Here is a 23,120-nt window from a genome sequence, read left to right as displayed (position 1 = left end):
CAGTAACAGCAACGATAGATTCAGCAGGCGCATTTACAAACACAGCGAGTGTAAGTGCCGATGAGATTGACCCAGATGTAACTAATAATATAGACGATGGAACAGATGGTGATAATGATGGTGTGGCATCAGCAGTAGCAGATGTTTCAATCAGTAAGACATTAATAGATAGTAGTCCGTATCAAACAGGTGATGTAGTAACTTACACTTTAGTAGTTTCAAATGCAGGACCAGATACGGCGAATAATGTAGTTGTTACAGATACACCAACGAACTTAACGATCACAGGCGTAAGTGGAGGAGGATGTACTACTTTCCCATGTACAATAGGAAGTATAGCACCAGGAGCAGCTAATGATGTAACTATTACAGTAACAGCAACGATAGATTCAGCAGGCGCATTTACAAACACAGCGAGTGTAAGTGCCGATGAGATTGACCCAGATGTAACTAATAATATAGACGATGGAACAGATGGTGATAATGATGGTGTGGCGGCAGCAGTAGCAGATGTTTCAATCAGTAAGACATTAATAGATAGTAGTCCGTATCAAACAGGTGATGTAGTAACTTACACTTTAGTAGTTTCAAATGCAGGACCAGATACGGCGAATAATGTAGTTGTAACAGATACACCAACGAACTTAACGATTACAGGCGTAAGTGGAGGAGGATGTACTACTTTCCCATGTACAATAGGAAGTATAGCACCAGGAGCAGCAAATGATGTAACTATTACAGTAACAGCAACGATAGATTCAGCAGGCGCATTTACAAACACAGCGAGTGTAAGTGCCGATGAGATTGACCCAGATGCAACCAATAATATAGACGATGGTACAGATGGCGATAATGATGGTGTGGCATCAGCAGTAGCTGATGTTTCAATCAGTAAGACATTAATAGATAGTAGTCCGTATCAAACAGGTGATGTAGTAACTTACACTTTAGTAGTTTCAAATGCAGGACCAGATACAGCGAATAATGTAGTTGTTACAGATACACCAACGAACTTAACAATCACAGGCGTAAGTGGAGGAGGATGTACCACTTTCCCATGTACAATAGGAAGTATAGCACCAGGAGCAGCAAATGATGTAACTATCACAGTAACAGCAACGATAGATTCAGCAGGCGCATTTACAAACACAGCGAGTGTAAGTGCCGATGAGATTGATCCAGATGCAACCAATAATATAGACGATGGAACAGATGGTGATAATGATGGTGTGGCGGCAGCAGTAGCAGATGTTTCAATCAGTAAGACATTAATAGATAGTAGTCCGTATCAAACAGGTGATGTAGTAACTTACACTTTAGTAGTTTCAAATGCAGGACCAGATACGGCGAATAATGTAGTTGTAACAGATACACCAACGAACTTAACGATTACAGGCGTAAGTGGAGGAGGATGTACTACTTTCCCATGTACAATAGGAAGTATAGCACCAGGAGCAGCAAATGATGTAACTATTACAGTAACAGCAACGATAGATTCAGCAGGCGCATTTACAAACACAGCGAGTGTAAGTGCCGATGAGATTGACCCAGATGCAACCAATAATATAGACGATGGAACAGATGGTGATAATGATGGTGTGGCGGTTGATCCGTTGACTATTAGTGCAGAGAATGATGATTTTAGTGCAACAACTTTTAACCCAATCACTGGTGGTACAACTACAAGTGTCTTTAGTGATAATGGTAGTGGAACTGATTTAGCCGATGGTGCTGATGCCTCTGATGCTAATATTTCAGATAATATTAGTATTACCAGCGATGGTGGTCTAACAGGTGTTTCAATTAATACCGATGGAACAATTAATATTCCTGGTAATTCTGCTCCAGGAACCTATACTGTAGAATATCAAATATGTTTAGAAGCAGATCCTACTATATGTGATGTTGCAGAAGTTACTATAGTGGTTGGTGAATGTGCAGATTTCCCAACTAATGATTGTGATGGAGATGGCGTAATTAATTCTGCCGATATATGCGAAGGCTTCGATGATGCTGCAGATGCAGACGGTGATTTAGTACCTGATGGTTGTGATGATGATGATGATAATGACGGACTTCTAGATGTTGATGAAAGAGGAGAAACAATTAGTGCTCCACCTTTATGCGGCTCTCAAGCAGTGTTTGATTTTAGTGCTATTCCTACTGAAGAATCAGGAGATGGAAATGTATCTACACTTTTGGAAGGAGAAGTATTTAGATTTGCGAATGTGACAACAGGTACTGATGCTTTAGTAACCTTGGTAGACTTCAATAATGCGTTCGTTGATATCTTGGATGATAACTCATCTACTCCAGAATATTTCAAACCAGGTACAAGGGTGTCTTACCTAAACCCAGGGCAAGAAGGATGGATAGAATACAACATTCAATTAGTACAATCAGGGACCACAACTCCAGTGTCATTCCCTGAGGTATTTGTAGGCTACAATGATATGGATGGTAATTCTGATTCATTAGAACGTAACAGAATTCCTTATCCAATAAATTATGTTGTAGATAATCCTACAACACTAACGATTTCTTCAGAACCAAACTTCTTAGTGGCGACGTCAGGTGATGTTAATTACCCAGGCTCGTCTAACAGTAACCCATTTTTAAATATTACAGCTAATTATAATAACTTCTCAAGTTATACATTCAGATTAGGTGTAGTAGCTACTAATCCATTAGTTGATGTAGTACGTTATCATAGTCTTTTATTCGATTGTGCTACTAACTATCTAGATCCTCAAACAACAGATCCAGATACTGATGATGATGGTATTCCAGATTATCTAGATACCGATAGTGACGATGATGGTTGTCCGGATGCTTTGGAAGGTGATGGAGGATACACACTTGCTGATTTGGATGGAGATGATAGTTTAGGAGATAACGTTGATGCTAATGGAGTACCTCAAGATACTTCTAATAATTCATTACAGCAAAATGATATAAGTTCTACTGATCCGACAGTTAGTTTATGTTCAGGAATAAATGTCATCAAAACAAGTAGTTTAGACTTAGGAGCTGATGGTGTTGTAAGTGTAGGAGATATCATTACATATACATATACAGTAACAAATACAGGTGATGTGACATTATTTGATGTTACCGTAACAGAGAACGCTGCAAACTTTACCGGAACAGGAACATTACCAACACCAGTGTATGTGAGTGGAGGAGCTGATATCGACTTAGAAGCAGATTTAGAAGACTTAGCTGTAGGTACAGATACAATAGTGTACACTGCAACCTATGCGATTACACAAGATGATATCGATGCAGGTATAGTTACGAATCAAGCTGTAGCCCAAGGAGATGATCCAGCAGGAAATACAATTACAGATGATAGTGATGATCCAACAGACACAACAAGTGATGATGATCCAACAGACACTATCATACCACAAAATCCAGAGTTAAGTATTACTAAAACAAGTAGCTTAGACTTAGGCGCAGATGGTGTTGTAAGTGTAGGTGATATTATTACCTATACATACACAGTAACTAATACAGGTGATGTAACGATGTTTGATGTTACCGTAACAGAGAATGCTGCAAACTTTACCGGAACAGGAACATTACCAACACCAGTATATGATAGTGGAGGAGCTGATATCGATTTAGAAGCAGACTTAGAAGACTTAGCTGTAGGTACAGATACAATAGTATATACTGCAACTTATGCTATTACACAAGACGATATCGATGCAGGTATAGTTACAAATCAAGCTGTAGCAGAAGGTAATGATCCAGATGGAAACACGATTACAGATGATAGTGATGATCCAACAGACACAACAAGTGATGATGATCCAACAGACACTATCATACCACAAAACCCAGAGTTAAGTATTACTAAAACAAGTAGTTTAGACTTAGGCGCAGATGGTGTTGTAAGTGTAGGAGATATCATTACATATACATATACAGTAACAAATACAGGTGATGTGACATTATTTGATGTTACCGTAACAGAGAACGCTGCAAACTTTACCGGAACAGGAACATTACCAACACCAGTGTATGTGAGTGGAGGAGCTGATATCGACTTAGAAGCAGATTTAGAAGACTTAGCTGTAGGCACAGATACAATAGTATACACCGCAACCTATGCGATTACACAAGATGATATCGATGCAGGTATAGTTACAAATCAAGCTGTAGCAGAAGGTAATGATCCAGATGGAAACACAATTACAGATGATAGTGATGATCCAACAGACACAACAAGTGATGATGATCCAACAGACACTATCATACCACAAAATCCAGAGTTAAGTATTACTAAAACAAGTAGCTTAGACTTAGGTGCAGATGGTGTTGTAAGTGTAGGTGATATTATTACCTATACATACACAGTAACTAATACAGGTGATGTAACGATGTTTGATGTTACCGTAACAGAGAACGCTGCAAACTTTACCGGAACAGGAACATTACCAACACCAGTGTATGTAAGTGGAGGAGCTGATATCGACTTAGAAGCAGATTTAGAAGACTTAGCTGTAGGTACAGATACAATAGTGTACACCGCAACTTATGCGATTACACAAGACGATATCGATGCAGGTATAGTTACGAATCAAGCTGTAGCAGAAGGTAATGATCCAGATGGAAACACGATTACAGATGATAGTGATGATCCAACAGACACAACAAGTGATGATGATCCAACAGACACTATCATACCACAGAACCCAGAGTTAAGCATTACTAAAACAAGTAGCTTAGACTTAGGCGCAGATGGCGTTGTAAGTGTAGGTGATATCATTACCTATACATACACAGTAACTAATACAGGTGACGTAACGATGTTTGATGTTACCGTAACAGAGAACGCTGCAAACTTTACCGGAACAGGAACACTGCCAACTCCAGTGTATGTGAGTGGAGGAGCCGATATCGACTTAGAAGCAGACTTAGAAGACTTAGCTGTAGGTACAGATACAATAGTGTACACAGCAACCTATGCGATTACACAAGACGATATCGATGCAGGTATAGTTACTAATCAAGCTGTAGCAGAAGGTAACGATCCAGATGGAAATACGATTACAGATGATAGTGATGATCCAACAGACACAACAAGTGATGATGATCCAACAGATACTATAATACCACAAAATCCAGAGTTAAGCATTATTAAAACAAGTAGTTTAGACTTAGGTGCAGATGGGATATTAAATCAAGGTGATATTATTACGTATACATATACAGTAACAAATACAGGTGATGTAACATTATTTGATGTTACTGTTACAGAGAACGCTGCAAACTTTACCGGAACAGGAACATTACCAACACCAGTATATGTGAGTGGAGGAGCTGATATCGACTTAGAGGCAGATTTAGAAGACTTAGCTGTAGGTACAGATACAATAGTGTACACAGCAACGTATGCAATCACACAAGACGATATAAATGCTGGTATAGTTACGAATCAAGCTGTAGCAGAAGGTAATGATCCAGATGGAAACACAATCACAGATGATAGTGATGATCCAACAGACACAACAAGTGATGATGATCCAACAGATACAATCTTACCTAACAATGCTGAGCTAAGCATTACTAAAACAAGTAGTTTAGACTTAGGTGCAGATGGTGTTGTAAGTGTAGGCGATATTATTACGTATACATACACAGTAACCAATACAGGTGATGTGACGATGTTTGATGTTACCGTTACAGAGAATGCTGCAAACTTTACCGGAACAGGAACATTACCAACTCCAGTATATGTAAGTGGAGGAGCTGATATCGACTTAGAAGCAGATTTAGAAGACTTAGCTGTAGGTACAGATACAATAGTGTACACCGCAACTTATGCGATTACACAAGACGATATCGATGCAGGTATAGTTACGAATCAAGCTGTAGCAGAAGGTAATGATCCAGGAGGAAATACAATTACAGATGATAGTGATGATCCAACTGATACAACAAGTGATGATGATCCAACAGATACTATCATACCACAAAACCCAGAGTTAAGCATTACTAAAACAAGTAGTTTAGACTTAGGAGCAAATGGCGTTGTAAGTGTAGGTGATATTATTACCTATACATATACAGTAAGTAACACAGGTGATGTGACGATGTTTGATGTTACTGTAACAGAGAACGCTGCAAACTTTACAGGAACAGGAACACTGCCAACTCCAGTATATGTAAGTGGAGGAGCCGATATCGACTTAGAGGCAGATTTAGAAGACTTAGCTGTAGGTACAGATACAATAGTGTACACCGCAACCTATGCGATTACACAAGACGATATCGATGCAGGTATAGTAACGAATCAAGCTGTAGCAGAAGGTAGTGATCCAGATGGAAACACGATTACAGATGATAGTGATGATCCAACAGACACAACAAGTGATGATGATCCAACAGACACTATCATACCACAAAACCCAGAGTTAAGCATTACTAAAACTAGCTCTGTTGATTTAGGTGCAGATGGGATATTAAATGAAGGAGATATCATTACGTATACATACACAGTAACTAATACAGGTGATGTGACCATGTTTGATGTTACCGTAACAGAGAATGCTGCAAACTTTACAGGAACAGGAACTCTACCAGCACCAGTATATGTAAGTGGAGGAGCCGATATCGACTTAGAAGCAGATTTAGAAGACCTAGCTGTAGGTACAGATACAATAGTGTACACCGCAACCTATGCGATTACACAGGAAGATCTAGATACAGGATTTGTTACGAATCAAGCTACAGCAGAAGGTAATGATCCAGATGGAAACACGATTACAGATGATAGTGATGATCCAACAGATACAACAAGTGATGATGATCCAACTGTAACAACTTTAACTCAAACGCCATCATTGGACGTTGTCAAAATAGCAGACATATTAGACAATGGAGATGGTGTAGTAGGAGTTGGTGACGTTATTACATACACAATTTCAGTAACTAATTCTGGAAATGTTACTTTAGATAATATCACAATAGTTGATACGTTTACTGATGCAAATGGAATTCCTTTAACACTCGATTCTGGACCAACTTATGTAAGTTCAGATCAAGGTAGTGCAGAAGGTGATTTACTTGTAGGGGAAACAGCTACATATACTGCAACATATACAATTACTCAAATGGATGTTGATGCTGGTGGTGTAATCAATAGTGTTGTTGCCAATGGAAATGGTCCAGATGGTACTGGTACTACTGATACTAGTGACGATGGTGATGATACAGATGGAAATACTGAAGATGATCCAACAGTAACATTAACAGATTCTGATTTTGATTTATCTGTGACTAAAGAAGTAGATATCACGCAGCCATTAATTGGTGATGAAGTCACATTTACAATTACTGTAGCTAACGAAGGTTTTGTAACTGCTACTGGAGTTATTGTTGAAGATGTTATTCCTAGTGGGTATACTTTTGTTTCGGCAATTGCAACGGCAGGAACATATTCAGATTTTGATAGCGAATGGACTGTTGGTCAACTAGATCCAGGTCAGGTTGAAGTTCTTTCAATAACTGTAGAAGTTCTTGGGTTTGGCGATTACCTGAATACAGCAACAATCACTGCCTTCTCAGGAGGTAATGATCAGGATGATAATAACAATAGTGATTCAATTGGTGTTACACCAATATGTTTAACTATTTACAACGAGTTCTCACCAAATGGCGATGGTGTTAATGAGTTCTTCGTTATCGATTGTATAGAAACATTCCCTAATAATAGATTAGAGATTTATAACAGATGGGGAAATATTGTTTATGAAACTAAAGGGTATAGAAACGATTGGAATGGTATTTCTAACGGAAGAGCTGTACTTAGTGAAGGTGACGAATTACCAGTAGGTACATATTATTACGTAATCGACCTTGGTGACGGTTCAGAACCGAGAGTAGGATGGTTATACATAAACAGATAATTAATAAAGGCTAGATTAAAAACAATATAAAATGATACAAAAATCATCATTAGTTAAAGGATTAATACTATTAGTGTTTTGCGCACTAACGATTAATACTAGTTTTGCACAGCAAGACCCTCAATACACTCAGTATATGTATAATACAATGAGTGTAAATCCAGCTTATGCTGGGCAGAGAGAAGTATTAAGTATTACAGGTTTGCATCGTACCCAATGGGTTGGCATTGATGGAGCACCTCAAACACAAACTTTAGGTATTCATGCTCCACTAAGAAATGACAAAATTGGTTTAGGTCTTTCGATAGTTAATGACGCTCTAGGTCCAGCTAACGAAACTTATATTGATGCAAATTTCTCTTATACAATTCGTTTAAATGAATCACTAACCAAATTATCTTTTGGAGCAAAAGCTGGTGCTCATTTATTGAATACAGATTGGAGTAAAGGTCGTTTTCAAAATCCAGATGCCGTTTTTAGTGAAAATGTAAGTCTTTTTTCTCCTACAATTGGAGCCGGATTATACTTACACAATCGCAAATGGTATGTTGGTTTGTCTGTGCCTAACTTTTTAACAACAGAGCATTATAATGATTTTCAAGAATCTGTTGCTAAAGAGCGTATGAATTATTATCTAATCGCAGGTTATGTCTTTGATTTAAGTGAAAATACAAAATTGAAACCAGCAGCATTAGTTAAAGCCGTTTCTGGAGCACCAATTATTGCAGATGTATCTGCTAACTTTTTATTTAATGACAAGTTTACATTAGGACTTGCCTATCGTTGGGATGACTCTGTAAGTGGCTTGGCAGGCTTTCAAGTTACTGACGGATTGTATATAGGCTACGCTTATGATGCAACAACAACTAATCTGAATAATTACAATAGCGGCTCTCATGAGATTATGTTACGCTTCGAATTACAAAAAATAGGTAGAATATTATCACCAAGATTCTTCTAAAAAAATGATTATGAAAACACACAAAATTATATGTATCCTAGCTTTGAGTTTTGTTTTTTCAATGGGTTATGCTCAAAAAGGAAAAGTAAGACAAGCTTCAAAAGAGTACGATAATCTAGCGTACTTAAAAACAAGTGAAATTCTTTTAGAAGTAGCTGAAAACGGCTATAAATCTGTCGATTTACTTCAGAAATTAGCCAACTCTTTCTACTTTAATAATCAAATGAAAGAAGCTGCCAAATGGTATGGAGAGCTTATGGCTATGAACGAAGATGTTGATTCTGAATACTATTTCAGATATGCACAATCATTAAAGTCGATTGAAAATTATACCGAATCTGATAAGTGGATGCGAAAGTTTGCTGAATCAGATCGAGGTGATTTAAGAGGTAGAGCATTTACTTCAACTGTTGATTATTTGTCAATGATTGATGAAGCCAGCAGAGAGTTTGATATTGTCAACTTAAATATTAATTCTGAAGTCTCAGACTTCGGAACAACCCAATACAAAGACCAGTTGATTTTTGCTTCTTCTAGAGGAGGTGGAAAAAAGTATGCATGGAACGAGCAACCTTACCTGGATCTCTTTTCCGCAGAAAAACAAGAAGATGGTACCTACGGTAACGTCGAGAAATTAGATAGTGATATCAATACCAAATTTCATGAATCGACTGTTGCATTTACTCCAGATGATAACGTGATTTATTTTACACGTAATAATTATTACAACAAAAAATATAAAAATAGTGAAGATGGGACCAATCGCTTAAAAGTGTTTAGAGCTATTTTAGATGAGGATGGTGACTGGGATGATGTTGAGCCTGTTCATTTTAATAGTGACGAGTATAGTGTAGCGCATCCAACTATCAATGTTGAAGGCACTAAGATGTACTTTGCTTCGGATATGCCTGGCACTTTAGGTAAATCTGATATTTTTGAAGTTGATATTAATGAAGATGGAACTTTAGGAGAACCAGTTAATCTTGGTCCTTCGGTTAATACTGAAGGTCATGAAACATTTCCGTTTATAAATTCTGAAGGTGATTTGTATTTTTCATCTAATGGATTTAGCGGTTTGGGAGGTCTGGATGTTTTTGTTATTAGAGATTTTAAAAACAAAAGAGAGCTTAACCAACCAATGGCTTTAGAAAATGTTGGCCGACCAATTAATAGTCCGATGGATGATTTCGGATACTATGAGAATATAGGTACAAAAGAAGGGTTCTTTACCTCAAATAGAGATGGTGGAAAAGGGGATGATGATATTTACAGTTTTATCATTCCTGACTGTGAACAGGTTGTTGAAGGCGTTGTTAAAGACCAGGATACTCAAGAATTATTACCTGGAGCTAAAGTAACTTTGTTAGATGCTGACGGAAATCCGCTTAGTCAACAAGTTGTAGGTGCAGATGCTTCTTATAAATTTGAAGAATTAGAGTGTGAAAAAGAGTATTTAATTCGTGTTGAACTCGATCAGTTTGCAACCGATGAAAAACGATTCACAACACCTAAGAAAAAACAGGATTTAGTTATTGAGTTTGACTTAGAAAGAGATGAAGTTGTTTTAGAGCCTTGTGCAGATTTAGCTAAAATATTAGACATTCCTATTATTTATTTTGATTTTGATAAATCTAATATCAGAAGAGATGCTGAAGTCGAATTACAAAAAGTATTAGCAGTATTGAACAAATATCCTACAATGACTATCGATGTACGAAGCCATACAGATTGTAGAGGTCCTGCTGCTTATAACGAAAAATTATCAAATCGTAGAGCACAATCTACTCGTCAGTATTTAATCGATAAAGGCGTTTCAGCAGAGCGTTTAACCGCTAAAGGTTTTGGTGAATCTCGTTTGGTAAACGATTGTGGGTGTGAGCCTTCAAATGAATCGTCATGTTCCGAAGAAGAGCACCAGTTAAACCGACGCAGTGAGTTTATAGTAACCAGTATTAATGGTGAAAAATGCCCTGAAAATTAATTCAGGTATTCGATAACTATTAAATATAAGTTAAAAGCTGTCTTTTTTAAGGCAGCTTTTTTATTTGTGATGAAAATGTGGATTTTAGTTGTTATTTTTGTTAGCTATGACAGAAGAACACGTAATTCTTGTAAATGAAAATGATGAGCAAATTGGTACCATGCCAAAACTAGAGGCTCATGAAAAAGCTGTATTGCATCGTGCATTTTCAGTGTTTATCTTCAATGATAATAATGAATTAATGCTTCAGCAACGTGCTAAGCATAAATACCATTCTCCTTTATTATGGACCAATACCTGCTGTAGTCATCAACGTCTCGGTGAAACCAATATCGAAGCTGGAAAACGTCGATTGCAGGAAGAAATGGGTTTTGTTACCGATTTAAAGGAAACCATTTCATTTATCTATAAAGCACCATTTGATAACGGATTAACAGAGCATGAGTTTGATCATGTCATGGTTGGACATTTCAATGAACAACCTCAAATCAATCCAGATGAAGTTGAAGCTTGGAAATGGATGCCTTTAGATACAGTTAAAGTAGATATTGAGTTACACCCAGAAAATTATACGGCTTGGTTTAAAATTATTTTCGACAAGTTTTACGAACATATAAACATCACAAAGGCATGAGAGTAACGGTTAGCAGAAAAGCGCATTTTAATGCAGCACATCGCTTATATCGTAGTGATTGGAGCTTTGAAAAGAATGATGAAATCTTCGGAAAATGTAATAACCCAAACTATCATGGGCACAATTATGAACTTATAGTTAGTGTTACTGGAGACATAGATAAGGAAACAGGTTATGTTATCGACATGAAAATATTAAAAGATATTATCAAGTCTGAAGTTGAAGATGCCTTTGATCATAAAAACCTCAATGTAGAAGTTCCTGAGTTTAAGGACCTCAATCCAACAGCTGAAAATATAGTTGTTGTAATTTATAATAAGATTAGGCCAAAGTTAAATCCAGATTTTGATCTTGAGATAACCTTATACGAAACACCTCGCAATTTTGTAACCTATTCAGGCTCATGACAAAACAACTATATCCAATTAAATTTAAACCCATATTAAAAGATAAGATTTGGGGCGGCGAAAAATTGAAAACCTTATTACATAAAGATTCAAAGTTGTCAAATGTAGGAGAGAGCTGGGAAATTAGTGATGTAGAAGGTGATACATCTATTGTCATAAATGGTGATTTAAAAGGACAATCCCTAAAACAGCTTTTAGAAACTTATAAAGCTGAATTGTTAGGTGAAAGGCATTATAAGGTTTTCGGAAATAAATTTCCTTTGCTTATCAAGTTTATTGATGCTAAAGAAGATTTATCGATTCAGTTGCATCCCAATGATGAGTTGGCAGCAAAACGTCACAATTCGTTTGGTAAAACTGAAATGTGGTACGTAATGCAAGCCGATGAAGATGCTAATTTGATTGTAGGTTTTAACCAGGAAATGACACCTGAAACCTATCTTAAACACTTAAATGATAAAACGCTAACCGAAATTTTAAATTTCGATAAGGTGAAAACTGGTGACACTTATTTTATTGAAGTTGGCCGCGTTCATGCCATAGGCGCAGGTGTAATGCTGGCTGAAATTCAACAAACTAGTGATATAACCTATAGAGTATACGATTGGGATCGTGTTGATGATCAGGGAAATGAAAGAGAATTACACAACGATTTAGCGATAGATGCTTTCGACTTTGATATGCCTGACAATTTTAGAGTCGATTATCAAAAAACAGAAAACACATCCAATCAAATGGTGAGTTGCCCATATTTTACAACAAGTATGTTGCACGTTACCGAATCTATACTGAAGTTAAATACTAAAGATTCCTTCTTTATTTACATCTGTGTAGAGGGAGAAGCACTCATTGAAACTGAGTTAGCTTCAGAATTTATAAAACAAGGCGAAACCGTATTAATTCCTGCTGCAATAAAGACCTATAAAATAACATCTAGTAATGCAAAACTATTAGAAGTTTATGTTTAATTTTGTAGCAAATAAATTTTAAAATTATGGCAAATATTAGAGACCTAAAAAAAGACATTAATTTCGTTTTAGGAGATATTATAGAAGCAGTGTATGTTTGGGAATATAACAATACCGACAAAGACACCAAAAAGAGTGAAGCAATCATTGACGAGGCAATTGCTACGTTTGATGAGTTAATTGCAAAAGTTAATGACAAAAGTGTCGAGAATAAAAAAGTTCACTTTAAAGCGATTAACAACGAACTTGAAGAAAAAGGAAGAGCGTTAATCGATAAATTAAATAAATTAAGCTAATTCTTTATAAGAGTGTTTGCAAATTTGCGAAAGCCTATTATATTTGCAGCGCTTTATTGCCGATGTAGCTCAGCTGGCTAGAGCAGCTGATTTGTAATCAGCAGGTCGTGGGTTCGAGTCCCTCCATCGGCTCAAAAAAAAATCCCAAACTTTTTTAGTTTGGGATTTTTTAATTTGTGTAAGTCTAGTGTTTTATTCTTGATGACGCTCTTCAATAAGTTCGCTAAGCTTTACACCATATTTTGATGATTTGATATCGCTGTTGAGCGCATCATAAATTTGCTGTAAAAAAGTAATACTCGTATTAGGAACTTCGCTAATCGCTAAATAAGGTGCCACCTCACTATCAGGATGGTTAACCGCAAAGTTTATCGTATATAAATATTTTCGTTTTAATAACTTATTGTATTCAGCATCAAAAGAGTTTGCTGTAGTATCATTTGCTTTTTGAGCCTCTAGAGTACTTTGTATTAATTCTAAATTTTCATCATTAAACTTAGACATGACCTCTAAATATTCTTCAAGAATATCATGTTGTTTTGATCCTTTGATTTTTGCATCAAAATTGAAGTTTTTTAAAGTCGAATTAATTTCTGTGACACCTTTATCTGCAAAAAACACAACAGTACCTTCATCATTATCATTCTTATTGAGCTTTAGAAATAGGATTTCAGGTTCAGCTAATTCAGAATGTAACTCGAAGTTAGAATCGCCATTAATTTCTAAAGAATCTAAAGTAATCATTATAGAATCTTGCTGTTTTTGTAAGTAAACCGATCCTTTTTTTAAGCCCTTAACATGACCTTTTAATGTGAAATCATGTTGCTGCTCATTTCCGCAGGACATGAATAATATTGTTATTAATACAACAAAAAAGTGTTTCATTTAGTTTTAAATTTAGGAGCGCAAATATCTTATAATTATTTATCAAATACTAACCAGCAGCAGCTAATTGCATTAAAATTGTACAACCAATTGCAGCTATAGTTCCTACGGCATATCCAAAAACAGCAAGTAGTACACCTACAGTTGCTAAAGACGGATGAAACGCCGAAGCTACGATTGGAGCAGAGGCAGCGCCTCCAACATTAGCCTGACTTCCTACAGCTAAGAAAAAATAAGGAGCCTTTATAAGTTTGGCAATTCCAATGAGTAATAAAGCATGAATACTCATCCAAACGATACCAATGGCAATAAGCCCTAAATTATCAAAAATGAGTGTTAAGTCCATTTTCATTCCAATACTGGCCACGAGAATATAGATAAATACACTACCAAATTTGCTGGCACCAGCACCTTCATAATTTTTGGCTTTTGTAAACGATAATATAATGGCAATTAGTGTAGCAATACTAATCATCCAAAAGAATTTAGACCCTAAAAAGGTGAATATATTTCTTGTAGTTTGCGAACTGATGCCTGCGACCAATTCATCGAAGAAAGGCGCAAGAACGTTTGAACATAAATGTGCTAAACTCACTGCTCCAAAGGCAATGGCTCCAATTATCATGATATCAGTAAGTGACGGATTACGCTTTACTTTTTCTGAAAAGGTAGTCACTTTTTCTTTGAGTTCTTCAATAGAAGAGGTGTCTGCTTTTAACCATTTGTTGATACGATTACGTTTACCAATACCTATTAGTAATAAAGCCATCCAGATATTTGCAACTACAATATCAACGAATACCATTCCTCCATATAATTTTTGGTTATAACCATAAATTTCGAGCATTGCTGTTTGGTTGGCACCACCACCAATCCAACTTCCTGCAAGTGTTGAAAGTCCTCTCCATACAGCATCAGGTCCAACACCACCAACGGTTTCAGGTGATACTGCTGAAATTAATAAAATAGCAATCGGACCACCAATAATGATTCCAACAGTTCCGGTAAAAAACATGATGAGTGCTTTCCAGCCTAAATTGAAAACCGCTTTTAAATCAATACTCAACGTCATTAACACCAATGCTGCTGGTAATAGATAGCGGCTGGAGACGTAGTAAAGGTTTGAACTATGTTCGGTAACGTCACCATTTTCGGATACAGTTTGCCATTCTGGAGCAATTAACCCTAGTGTGGTTAATACAGCCGGAATCATATAAGCCATAAAAAGTCCGGGAACAATTTTATAAAATTTAGACCAGAATCCTGTTTTAATAGATTCGGTTAAAAAAACAAACCCTAATGAGAGCATTAAGAGTCCGAATACAATTGTGTCGTCTGTAAATAACGGTGTGTTGTCCATAGTAAAATTTCTTTATGACTGCAAAATACCAAAATAAAAGCGCATAAAAAAAGCAACGTCTTTAGGAGTTGCTTTCATCTTTCTTTTTTGGCTTGGGCTGGCGGTTTTGTGCTTTAAGATATTGCATAAGCATCCATTCAATTTGTCCGTTAGTACTTCTAAATTCATCGGAAGCCCATTTTTCGATAGCTTTGAGCATATCTTCATTGATTCGTAATGCAAATGCTTTTTTCTTAGCCATTATCTAATGTTTTATAAATACAGTAATCCTGTTAAAAAGTTGATGTGATAGAATACCTGGAAATCTATACGAGACTGTATAATCCTTATCTTTTAGTATGGTTTTTAAAATGTGATTCATATGTTTAATGAGGATTTCAGCTGAAATTATAGTTTGTTGCCCAAAACTGAAATATGATAAACTCACTATACATAAAAAGAAAAGTGATATCGTGTTCATGATTTATTGATTTTGTGGTTATAGATTAATATTCCGATAGGAAGAAGAATACTAAAACCAATGACTACTGGAAAAAACCATGAGCCAAGTTCGAAGCCTTCATTTTTTGCTCCTTGGATCATGCTATAACTAATAACAAAAAAAAGCAATGCCATAAACACGTTGGTGATTCTTAGAATTCTTGTACTAAATCTATAATTTTTTAAAGCATTCTCTTCAGTGATGTTAACCATATAGTTATGAAGATGAGGGTATTTGTTGAGTATAAATAATCCTATAAACATAGCAACAGAAATACCAGGTAATAGCCATAACATCGACTTTTCACTATGACCATCAACTTCTCCTTTTCCATTAAAATGCGATGGAATTATTTCAGGCAATTCTTGATAAGACATAGCCACATAGACTATCATTAAGATTAATAGTGTGATAGATATTAAATCTAAAATAATATCAATTGTTTCTAAAGGCACTTTAATCTTTGGTCTGTTGGTTTTCATGATTATCTATTTTTATCACGTTCAAAAACAACACTTGTCCAGCCTTGAGCGATCGTATTCACAACCCAGCCTTCACGACTGTGTTGGTTGAGAAATTCTTCAAACTGCTGGAATCGTTTTCTAAATCCTAATTTTGGAGCGACTACTTTATATTCCTTCATTGACTTTATTCGTTATTAGTTTTTTCATTTTTAAACACTGTAAAAGCCATTATGACACCAATAATGGTTCCTGTAAAACTGCCATAGACAGTTCCCATTGCAACGTTGCCAGTTACTGCTCCAATGGTTGTACCGATGCTGGTGCCAAGAGCAACACCTATGGCGATACAATAGATTTGATTGTTATTCATTTTTAATGATTTAAGGTGCCAGTATTTAATACAGGAGATGCATCTTTATCGCCACAAAGAATAACCATGAGATTACTTACCATTGCAGCTTTACGTTCTTCATCTAAATCTACGATTTGTTTTTTTCCAAGTTCATCCAAAGCCATTTCAACCATACTTACTGCACCTTCAACAATTTTATGTCTTGCTGCAACAATTGCAGTTGCTTGCTGACGTTTTAGCATGGCGTTTGCTATCTCCTGAGCGTATGCTAAATAGCCTATACGAGCTTCTAAAACTTCAATACCAGCAATAGATAGGCGTTCGTCGATTTCTTTTTCAAGTGCATTACTTACTTCATTTACACTAGAACGAAGCGTGATATCTTCATCAACACCTTCGTCTGCAAAATTGTCATAGGGATACATGCTTGCTAATTTACGAACAGCGGCATCTGTTTGAACACGAACAAAGTTTTCATACACATCAACATCAAAGGCTGCTTTGTACGTATTTTGTACACGCCAAACCAGAATCGTACTAATCATGATTGGATTGCCTAGTTTGTCATTAACTTTTAGGCGTTCACTGTCAAAGTTTCTAGCTCTTAACGATATTTTCTTTTTTGTGTAAAAAGGATTTACCCAATAAAAACCATTCTTCTTGACAGTACCAATGTATTTTCCAAAGAGTAATAATACTCTTGAGCCATTAGGTTGAACCATTATAAATCCTGGCGCTATAAAAATAGCGATGATAATTCCTAATATGAAAATAGGATTTTTCATCATAATCATTACTGCTATGCTTCCGAAGAATAGTATAAGGAATACTAATAGCATAAGGTAGCCATTTGCTGGAACTATTATTTTTTCTTCTTTCATTGGTTTTGGTTTAAGTTATATGATTTAATATGATATTATTTTGATATCAAATATATATTAAACATTTTTATCCTGCAAATTGAGTTTGGCACGCCGTTTGCTTTATATAAAATGTAAATGATTATGATGATGTTAGTAGGGGAGTGATTACCTCGCATAACGGAGTAACATTTATCATTTGGTTGGTTAGTTAGAAAAAACGCATCTCGTCTTGAGATGCGTTTTTTATTTCATATATCCTGGTAAGATTAGTTTAAAATAAACTCAGAGATGGTCGTTGTAAGTACTTCTGAAATTGGTCTAAACGACTCATTGTAAGATTTTGAGTTTTCCAATTCATCACCTTCAATAATGAATAGGACGTGGTTCATATTATCAATGACTTTTAAATCTGCTTTTTGTGAGGCTAATTTTAAAGCTTTAGCTTCATCTACAGAGACCTGAAGATCTTTTGTACCATTGACTACAAGTACAGGCATGTCTAAAGATTTTATTATGTGTTGCGGATCGTATTGCATCCAGTTCATAATAAAGGGTTGAACATCGGCTCTAAAAATAGTTTCCAGAGCTTGCGGATACTCACTTGTAAGTTTGCCTTGTTTTAAGCTTTCAAACGCTTTTGTTGTGGCTTCAATAAGCGTAGGATCCATGGCACCAATTTGTTCTATAATCACTTTATCAATAGATTGACTAGTTCCAGCGAGTGAAATGAACCCATCTGCCTTGTCTTTTGCAGCTAACATGCCAATTAAACTTCCTTGTCCGTGACCAATAATATAAATCTCTGAATAGGATGCTTCATTTTTAAAATAGTCAATAACAGAAATAGCATCGGTTATATAATCATCAAATGTGATATGGGCGTCAATTTTCTTTTTAAGGATTTGTTTAACGATACGTTTATCATATCTAAATGTTGCTATCCCTTTACTAGTCAAGGATTCTGCTAGTTTTTTTAGAGCATTGTTATTTGAAAAATTCTGGTTGCCATTTCTGTCAGTTGGTCCATAATCTGTTATAATAATAGCTAGCTTAGGCTTAGCAGTGTTATTAGGTACTAATAAAGTGCCATCAATTAGTGTATTAATAGCAATATCTTTAGAAGAGTAATGTGTTTCTTGACCATTTACATTTAAAAAAAAACAAATAAAAAAGAGGCTCAGATAATAGTTCATAATTGTATTCGTGATTTAAGTGCAACAGATGTCCCAAAGTTAACTAAAAAATAAAACGAAATATTTTCAATTTTATGACATAATTCTTGAAATAAAAGAATTCTGACAGATGCATTTCATCGATGAAATGCAATATTTCATCTTTAAATGTTAAAATTAAATGTATTTCATCGATTAATTGTGTATTTTGACTTGTGAATTGAAATAGAGTTCTATATTTGAAGTGTACTAAAATTTAGTTTTTAGTTCAATGGATTAATTAATTAATATTTGCATATGTGCAGAATTAGAGACCCTAAATCTACCACATATATGAAAAGCAAATTAGGAGAACCAAGGTTGAGGGACCTTGGTTTTTTCTTTTTATAATAATTAGGTTTTAAAGAATAGTTCTAAACGTCAAATTAATGCGTTCACCAATAACTTTTTTGGTTTTAGGAATTTGATGTAACCAATATTCCTGCATTTCACCTTTCATAATTAATAAGCTGCCGTGTTTTAGATTGATTTTATGACGTTCCTCTGTTATGTGACGATGCTTAAAGTGAAACGATCTGGTCTCTCCAAAACTTACCGATGCTATTATTGGGTGTTTTCCTAGTTCCTTTTCATTGTCTGCATGCCAGCCATTACTATCGTTTCCGTTGCGATATAAATTGAGTAAAACCGTTGTGAATTGATGCATGGCTTCTTGTTCAACATCGCTTTTAATTTGTAATAATTCTTCAGTAAAATAAAGCGGCTGCATCGTTAAACCTGAATAAGAATAAGGTTTGTCATTAGTAGCATATAACGCAGTAAGTCTGGGTTGTTTGTAAGTTTTTCCAAAAACGGTGATATGATCTTGTTGCCAATTTATATTTTGCTTAAAATGATTAAAGTATTGATTGGCAATCCCTGACTTATAGAAATTTTCAATATAAATTAACTCTGCATTAGGGCGTTTTAAAATTGTTTTTTCTTTGGGAAACAGGTTCATAATTAAATTTTATCTAAATTAGCTATATCATGAAGATTCACAAAATATTAGTCGTTTTTGGTGTTATTATAAGTTTAGCTTTTTCAGTGCAAGAAAACAATAATCTTCCTGAAGGCTTTATTTATGTTAAAGAAATTATTCCTGATATTGATGTTGAACTTAGATATTTTACGAATCATAATTTTGTTGGAGATACTATCGATGGTTATAACGCCAATACTTTGATTTTAACAAAACAATCGGCTCTAGCACTTAAAAAAGTTCAGGATGACCTTCAGCAACAGAACTTATGTTTGCGTGTGTATGATGGCTATCGTCCGCAACAAGCGGTTAATCATTTTATGCGATGGGCTAAAGATTTGAATGACACAATTAAGAAGAAAGAATTTTATCCAGATGTTGAAAAACGTTATCTCTTTAGAGAAGAATATATTGCAACCCGTTCGGGACATAGTCGTGGCAGTACAGTTGATTTAACGATTATAGACGGAAATACAAATGAACCTTTAGATATGGGAAGTCCTTATGATTTCTTCGGAAAAGAATCTTGGGTAGATCATTCAGGCTTAACTGAAAAGCAAAAGGCTAACCGTCAATTATTACAAAAAGTGATGTTGAAGCATAACTTTAGAAACTACTCCAAAGAGTGGTGGCATTTTACATTGCGTTGGGAGCCCTTTCCAAAAACCTATTTCGATTTCAAAGTCGAATAAGACATTATGTTATGAAGACATTATTACAAATACTAAACGGTATAGCTTTGATTGTAACCGTCATCATCAATTATTTGTCTAACACTGGTATAATGAATAATACAACCATAGGTGAAGTATCTAGAGATTTAAAAACCTTATTCACACCAGCAGGATATGCATTTTCAATTTGGGGAATTATTTATTTTTTATTATTGGGTTTTGTGGTGTACCAAAGCAGAAGTCTATTTGTTAAAGTACGTGACGATGCATTTATTTTAAAAGTTGGATGGTGGTTCATTATCTCCTGTATTGCCAATAGTTTCTGGGTGGTAAGTTGGATTTATGGCTATACAGGATGGTCCTGTATATTCATATGTATACTTCTTATAGCTTTACTTAAAATTGTATGGAACAATAGTATGGAGCTATGGGATGCACCGATTTCAGTTATCACATTCTTATGGTGGCCTTTTGTTATTTATAGTGGTTGGGTAACAGTAGCCAGCATAGCTAATGTATCTGCTTTTTTGGTAAGCATACAGTGGAATGGTTTTGGGATTTCGCCTGAGATTTGGACAATCATTATGATTGTCATAGCAACACTTATCAATATGATGATCACATGGAAACGAAACATGCGTGAGTTTGCACTTGTTGGAGCTTGGGCTTTAGTAGCTATTGGAATTGCTAACTCTACAGCTGAAATAGAAATAGCATATATAGCTTTTGCTGCAGCTGGATTGCTAACTCTAAGTAGTATAATTCATGGTGCTAAAAATAAAGATACAAATCCTCTTATCAAGCTAAAGGAATTTTTAAAGCCTAAATTGTAAGATTTTAATCATTTTTCTTGCAAAATGATGCTTTCGGATAAATTAACAGTACATTTGTGCCTCATTAAAGAGGTAGCCTAAATAATAGTGTTTATCTCACAATTATTATTTATGTCATTTCAATCTTTAGGCTTATCTGAGCCTTTACTAAAAGCAATTAGTAAAAAAGGATACGAAACTCCAAGTCCAATTCAAGAAAAAGCAATTCCTCCAGTATTAGAAGGAAGAGATGTATTAGCTTCGGCGCAAACTGGAACAGGAAAAACAGCAGGATTTACCTTGCCGTTATTGCATTATTTATCTGAAAATCCGAAGGAAAAATTTAGGCCTATCAGAGCTTTAATTTTAACTCCAACTCGTGAGCTTGCAGCTCAGGTTTATGAAAGCGTAAGAGATTACAGTGAGTTTCTAAATATTAAAAGTGCCGTAATTTTTGGTGGTGTTAATCAAAAGCCTCAAGTAGCAACTTTGAGACGTGGTGTTGATGTTTTAGTTGCAACTCCAGGGCGTTTATTAGATTTACAAAATCAAAATTTATTATCCATAAAACGTGTAGAAGTATTTGTATTAGATGAAGCCGATCGCATGCTAGATATGGGGTTTTTAAGAGATATTGAGCGTGTCATGAAATTGATGCCTGACAAACGTCAAAATTTGATGTTTTCAGCAACCTTTTCAAAAGATATAAGAAAGTTGGCTAATAGTATTCTAAATAATCCTGTACAAGTCGAAGCAACTCCTGAAAATACTACTGTCGAAGCAATTTCGCAAAGGGTATATCGTGTTGCTAAAACTAAAAAGACAGGCTTAATAATTAAGCTCATTTCCGAAGGTAATTGGAAGCAGGTTTTAGTATTCACCCGAACAAAGCATGGCGCTAACAGACTTACTAAAAAAATGACTGCTGCAGGAATTAGTGCCGCTGCAATTCATGGTAATAAAAGTCAAGGAGCCAGAACCAAAGCATTAGCTGGCTTTAAAAATGGGAGTGTTCGTGTTATGGTAGCGACTGATATTGCAGCACGTGGTTTGGATATTCCGTTATTACCTCATGTTGTGAATTTTGAATTGCCTAATATTTCGGAAGACTATGTACATAGAATTGGTAGAACTGGTAGAGCTGGAGCTAACGGACAAGCATTATCTCTAGTCAGTGCAGATGAAACTTCGTATTTAAAAAATATTGAAAAACTTATCGGAGAACGTATAGAAGTGCAAATCATGGAAGGTTTTGAACCCGATCCTAATGCATCAACCGAACCCATAAAACCAGGACAAAACAGACAAGGAGGCGGACAAAGAACCCGAAATTCTAAATCGAAATCATCTGGTGGTAATAGAAATAATTCAAGCAGAAATAAGTCTAGTAATTCACGACGACGTAACGACAGAAGACATTAGAAATGACTGAAATTTTAAAGTCTAAAATGATTGCCGTTTGCAACACAAAAATTGCTCAAAAAGGAGAAGGTGTAGGTATTTCTTTTTATGCCTTTTTTAAAAATAAAAATGACACTCCTGAATTACTGATGGAAGCAGCAACATGGTGGATAAAAACACAGCAGTTAGATCATTTTGAAAAAGCAGTAAAAATCAAGAAACTAGTTGAAAACAGCTAATGGAAACTCAAAAGAACAACCCATTACATGGTATAAAACTTGAGCAGATTATAATAGAACTACAAGCGTATTATGGTTGGGAATATATGGGATATCAAATTAACATTAGATGTTTTACACACGATCCATCTGTAAAATCAAGCTTAAAATTTTTAAGACGTACACCTTGGGCAAGAACTAAAGTAGAACGCATGTATTTAAAAATGCTGAAGAATAAGACGGATTAAAGT

21 protein-coding genes and 1 tRNA gene are annotated in these 23,120 nt (G+C 35.5%); 13 read left to right on the top strand and 9 right to left on the bottom strand.

Annotated elements, in window-relative coordinates; all coding sequences use genetic code 11:
- From H7350_RS13650 to H7350_RS13615, 8 genes are all read left to right on the top strand, one after another.
- Positions 1-7,919: DUF7507 domain-containing protein (locus H7350_RS13650; protein ID WP_204346474.1), on the top strand; the 7,919-nt coding region annotated here is incomplete at its 5' end.
- A gap of 31 nt (positions 7,920-7,950) precedes the next feature.
- Positions 7,951-8,880, top strand: coding sequence for a PorP/SprF family type IX secretion system membrane protein (locus H7350_RS13645; RefSeq protein WP_204346473.1), 930 nt, complete (start codon positions 7,951-7,953; stop codon positions 8,878-8,880).
- 10 nt (positions 8,881-8,890) lie between these two features.
- Positions 8,891-10,861 (top strand): OmpA family protein, encoded by a 1,971-nt coding sequence (locus tag H7350_RS13640; RefSeq protein WP_204346472.1) that lies wholly within the window; start codon positions 8,891-8,893, stop codon positions 10,859-10,861.
- Between the two features lie 106 nt (positions 10,862-10,967).
- Positions 10,968-11,495 carry an isopentenyl-diphosphate Delta-isomerase gene (gene idi, locus H7350_RS13635; RefSeq protein ID WP_204346471.1) on the top strand — a complete coding sequence of 176 codons (528 nt, stop codon included), beginning with the start codon at positions 10,968-10,970 and terminating at the stop codon, positions 11,493-11,495.
- Complete coding sequence (locus H7350_RS13630; protein WP_204346470.1) at positions 11,492-11,902, top strand: 6-pyruvoyl trahydropterin synthase family protein; 411 nt, start codon at positions 11,492-11,494, stop codon at positions 11,900-11,902. The genes idi and H7350_RS13630 overlap by 4 nt, the downstream gene beginning before the upstream one ends.
- Entirely contained in the window at positions 11,899-12,870 is a 972-nt protein-coding gene (locus H7350_RS13625) for a type I phosphomannose isomerase catalytic subunit (protein ID WP_204346469.1), read from the top strand. Before H7350_RS13630 ends, H7350_RS13625 begins: the two co-directional genes overlap by 4 nt.
- A 26-nt stretch (positions 12,871-12,896) precedes the next feature.
- Positions 12,897-13,166 (top strand): hypothetical protein, encoded by a 270-nt coding sequence (locus H7350_RS13620; protein ID WP_204346468.1) that lies wholly within the window; start codon positions 12,897-12,899, stop codon positions 13,164-13,166.
- A 58-nt stretch (positions 13,167-13,224) separates the two neighbouring features.
- Positions 13,225-13,298: transfer RNA gene (locus H7350_RS13615), tRNA-Thr, on the top strand.
- 60 nt (positions 13,299-13,358) lie between these two features.
- Here H7350_RS13615 and H7350_RS13610 read toward each other — a convergent pair.
- The 9 genes from H7350_RS13610 to H7350_RS13570 form a co-directional block, all read right to left on the bottom strand.
- On the bottom strand, positions 13,359-14,051 hold the full coding sequence (locus H7350_RS13610) for a DUF4369 domain-containing protein (RefSeq protein WP_204346467.1): 693 nt from the start codon (positions 14,049-14,051) through the stop codon (positions 13,359-13,361).
- A gap of 49 nt (positions 14,052-14,100) precedes the next feature.
- Positions 14,101-15,411 (bottom strand): DUF819 family protein, encoded by a 1,311-nt coding sequence (locus H7350_RS13605; RefSeq protein ID WP_204346466.1) that lies wholly within the window; start codon positions 15,409-15,411, stop codon positions 14,101-14,103.
- A 61-nt stretch (positions 15,412-15,472) separates the two neighbouring features.
- Positions 15,473-15,652 (bottom strand): type II toxin-antitoxin system antitoxin, encoded by a 180-nt coding sequence (locus H7350_RS13600; RefSeq protein WP_204346465.1) that lies wholly within the window; start codon positions 15,650-15,652, stop codon positions 15,473-15,475.
- Positions 15,653-15,867: 215 nt separating this feature from the next.
- Positions 15,868-16,374 carry a DUF1648 domain-containing protein gene (locus tag H7350_RS13595; protein ID WP_204346464.1) on the bottom strand — a complete coding sequence of 169 codons (507 nt, stop codon included), beginning with the start codon at positions 16,372-16,374 and terminating at the stop codon, positions 15,868-15,870.
- A 2-nt stretch (positions 16,375-16,376) separates the two neighbouring features.
- A complete protein-coding gene (locus tag H7350_RS13590) occupies positions 16,377-16,535 on the bottom strand; it encodes a hypothetical protein (RefSeq protein ID WP_204346463.1) in 159 nt (52 codons plus the stop codon).
- A 5-nt stretch (positions 16,536-16,540) separates the two neighbouring features.
- Positions 16,541-16,726: a hypothetical protein gene (locus H7350_RS13585; protein ID WP_204346462.1), complete on the bottom strand. Its 186-nt coding sequence runs from the start codon at positions 16,724-16,726 to the stop codon at positions 16,541-16,543.
- 2 nt (positions 16,727-16,728) lie between these two features.
- Entirely contained in the window at positions 16,729-17,589 is an 861-nt protein-coding gene (locus tag H7350_RS13580) for an SPFH domain-containing protein (protein ID WP_204346461.1), read from the bottom strand.
- Positions 17,590-17,837: 248 nt separating this feature from the next.
- The gene (locus tag H7350_RS13575) at positions 17,838-18,764 is read right to left on the bottom strand and encodes an alpha/beta hydrolase (protein ID WP_204346460.1); all 927 of its coding nucleotides are present in this window, start codon (positions 18,762-18,764) and stop codon (positions 17,838-17,840) included.
- Between the two features lie 379 nt (positions 18,765-19,143).
- A complete protein-coding gene (locus H7350_RS13570) occupies positions 19,144-19,743 on the bottom strand; it encodes an alpha-ketoglutarate-dependent dioxygenase AlkB family protein (protein WP_204346459.1) in 600 nt (199 codons plus the stop codon).
- A gap of 29 nt (positions 19,744-19,772) precedes the next feature.
- Here H7350_RS13570 and H7350_RS13565 point away from each other — a divergent pair, with 29 nt between their 5' ends.
- From H7350_RS13565 to H7350_RS13545, 5 genes are all read left to right on the top strand, one after another.
- Positions 19,773-20,456 carry a M15 family metallopeptidase gene (locus tag H7350_RS13565; RefSeq protein WP_204346458.1) on the top strand — a complete coding sequence of 228 codons (684 nt, stop codon included), beginning with the start codon at positions 19,773-19,775 and terminating at the stop codon, positions 20,454-20,456.
- An 11-nt stretch (positions 20,457-20,467) separates the two neighbouring features.
- Positions 20,468-21,271 (top strand): tryptophan-rich sensory protein, encoded by an 804-nt coding sequence (locus H7350_RS13560; RefSeq protein ID WP_204346457.1) that lies wholly within the window; start codon positions 20,468-20,470, stop codon positions 21,269-21,271.
- 111 nt (positions 21,272-21,382) lie between these two features.
- Complete coding sequence (locus H7350_RS13555; protein ID WP_204346456.1) at positions 21,383-22,672, top strand: DEAD/DEAH box helicase; 1,290 nt, start codon at positions 21,383-21,385, stop codon at positions 22,670-22,672.
- A 2-nt stretch (positions 22,673-22,674) separates the two neighbouring features.
- Entirely contained in the window at positions 22,675-22,890 is a 216-nt protein-coding gene (locus tag H7350_RS13550) for a DUF6500 family protein (RefSeq protein ID WP_204346455.1), read from the top strand.
- Positions 22,890-23,117, top strand: coding sequence for a VF530 family protein (locus H7350_RS13545; RefSeq protein WP_204346454.1), 228 nt, complete (start codon positions 22,890-22,892; stop codon positions 23,115-23,117). Before H7350_RS13550 ends, H7350_RS13545 begins: the two co-directional genes overlap by 1 nt.
- Positions 23,118-23,120 lie beyond the last annotated feature (3 nt).

Origin of the sequence: Psychroserpens algicola, from assembly GCF_014526325.1 — a bacterium.
GTDB lineage: Bacteria > Bacteroidota > Bacteroidia > Flavobacteriales > Flavobacteriaceae > Psychroserpens > Psychroserpens algicola.
The sequence above is the reverse complement of the archived record's forward strand: the minus strand, read 5'-3'. Positions and strand labels throughout refer to the sequence as shown.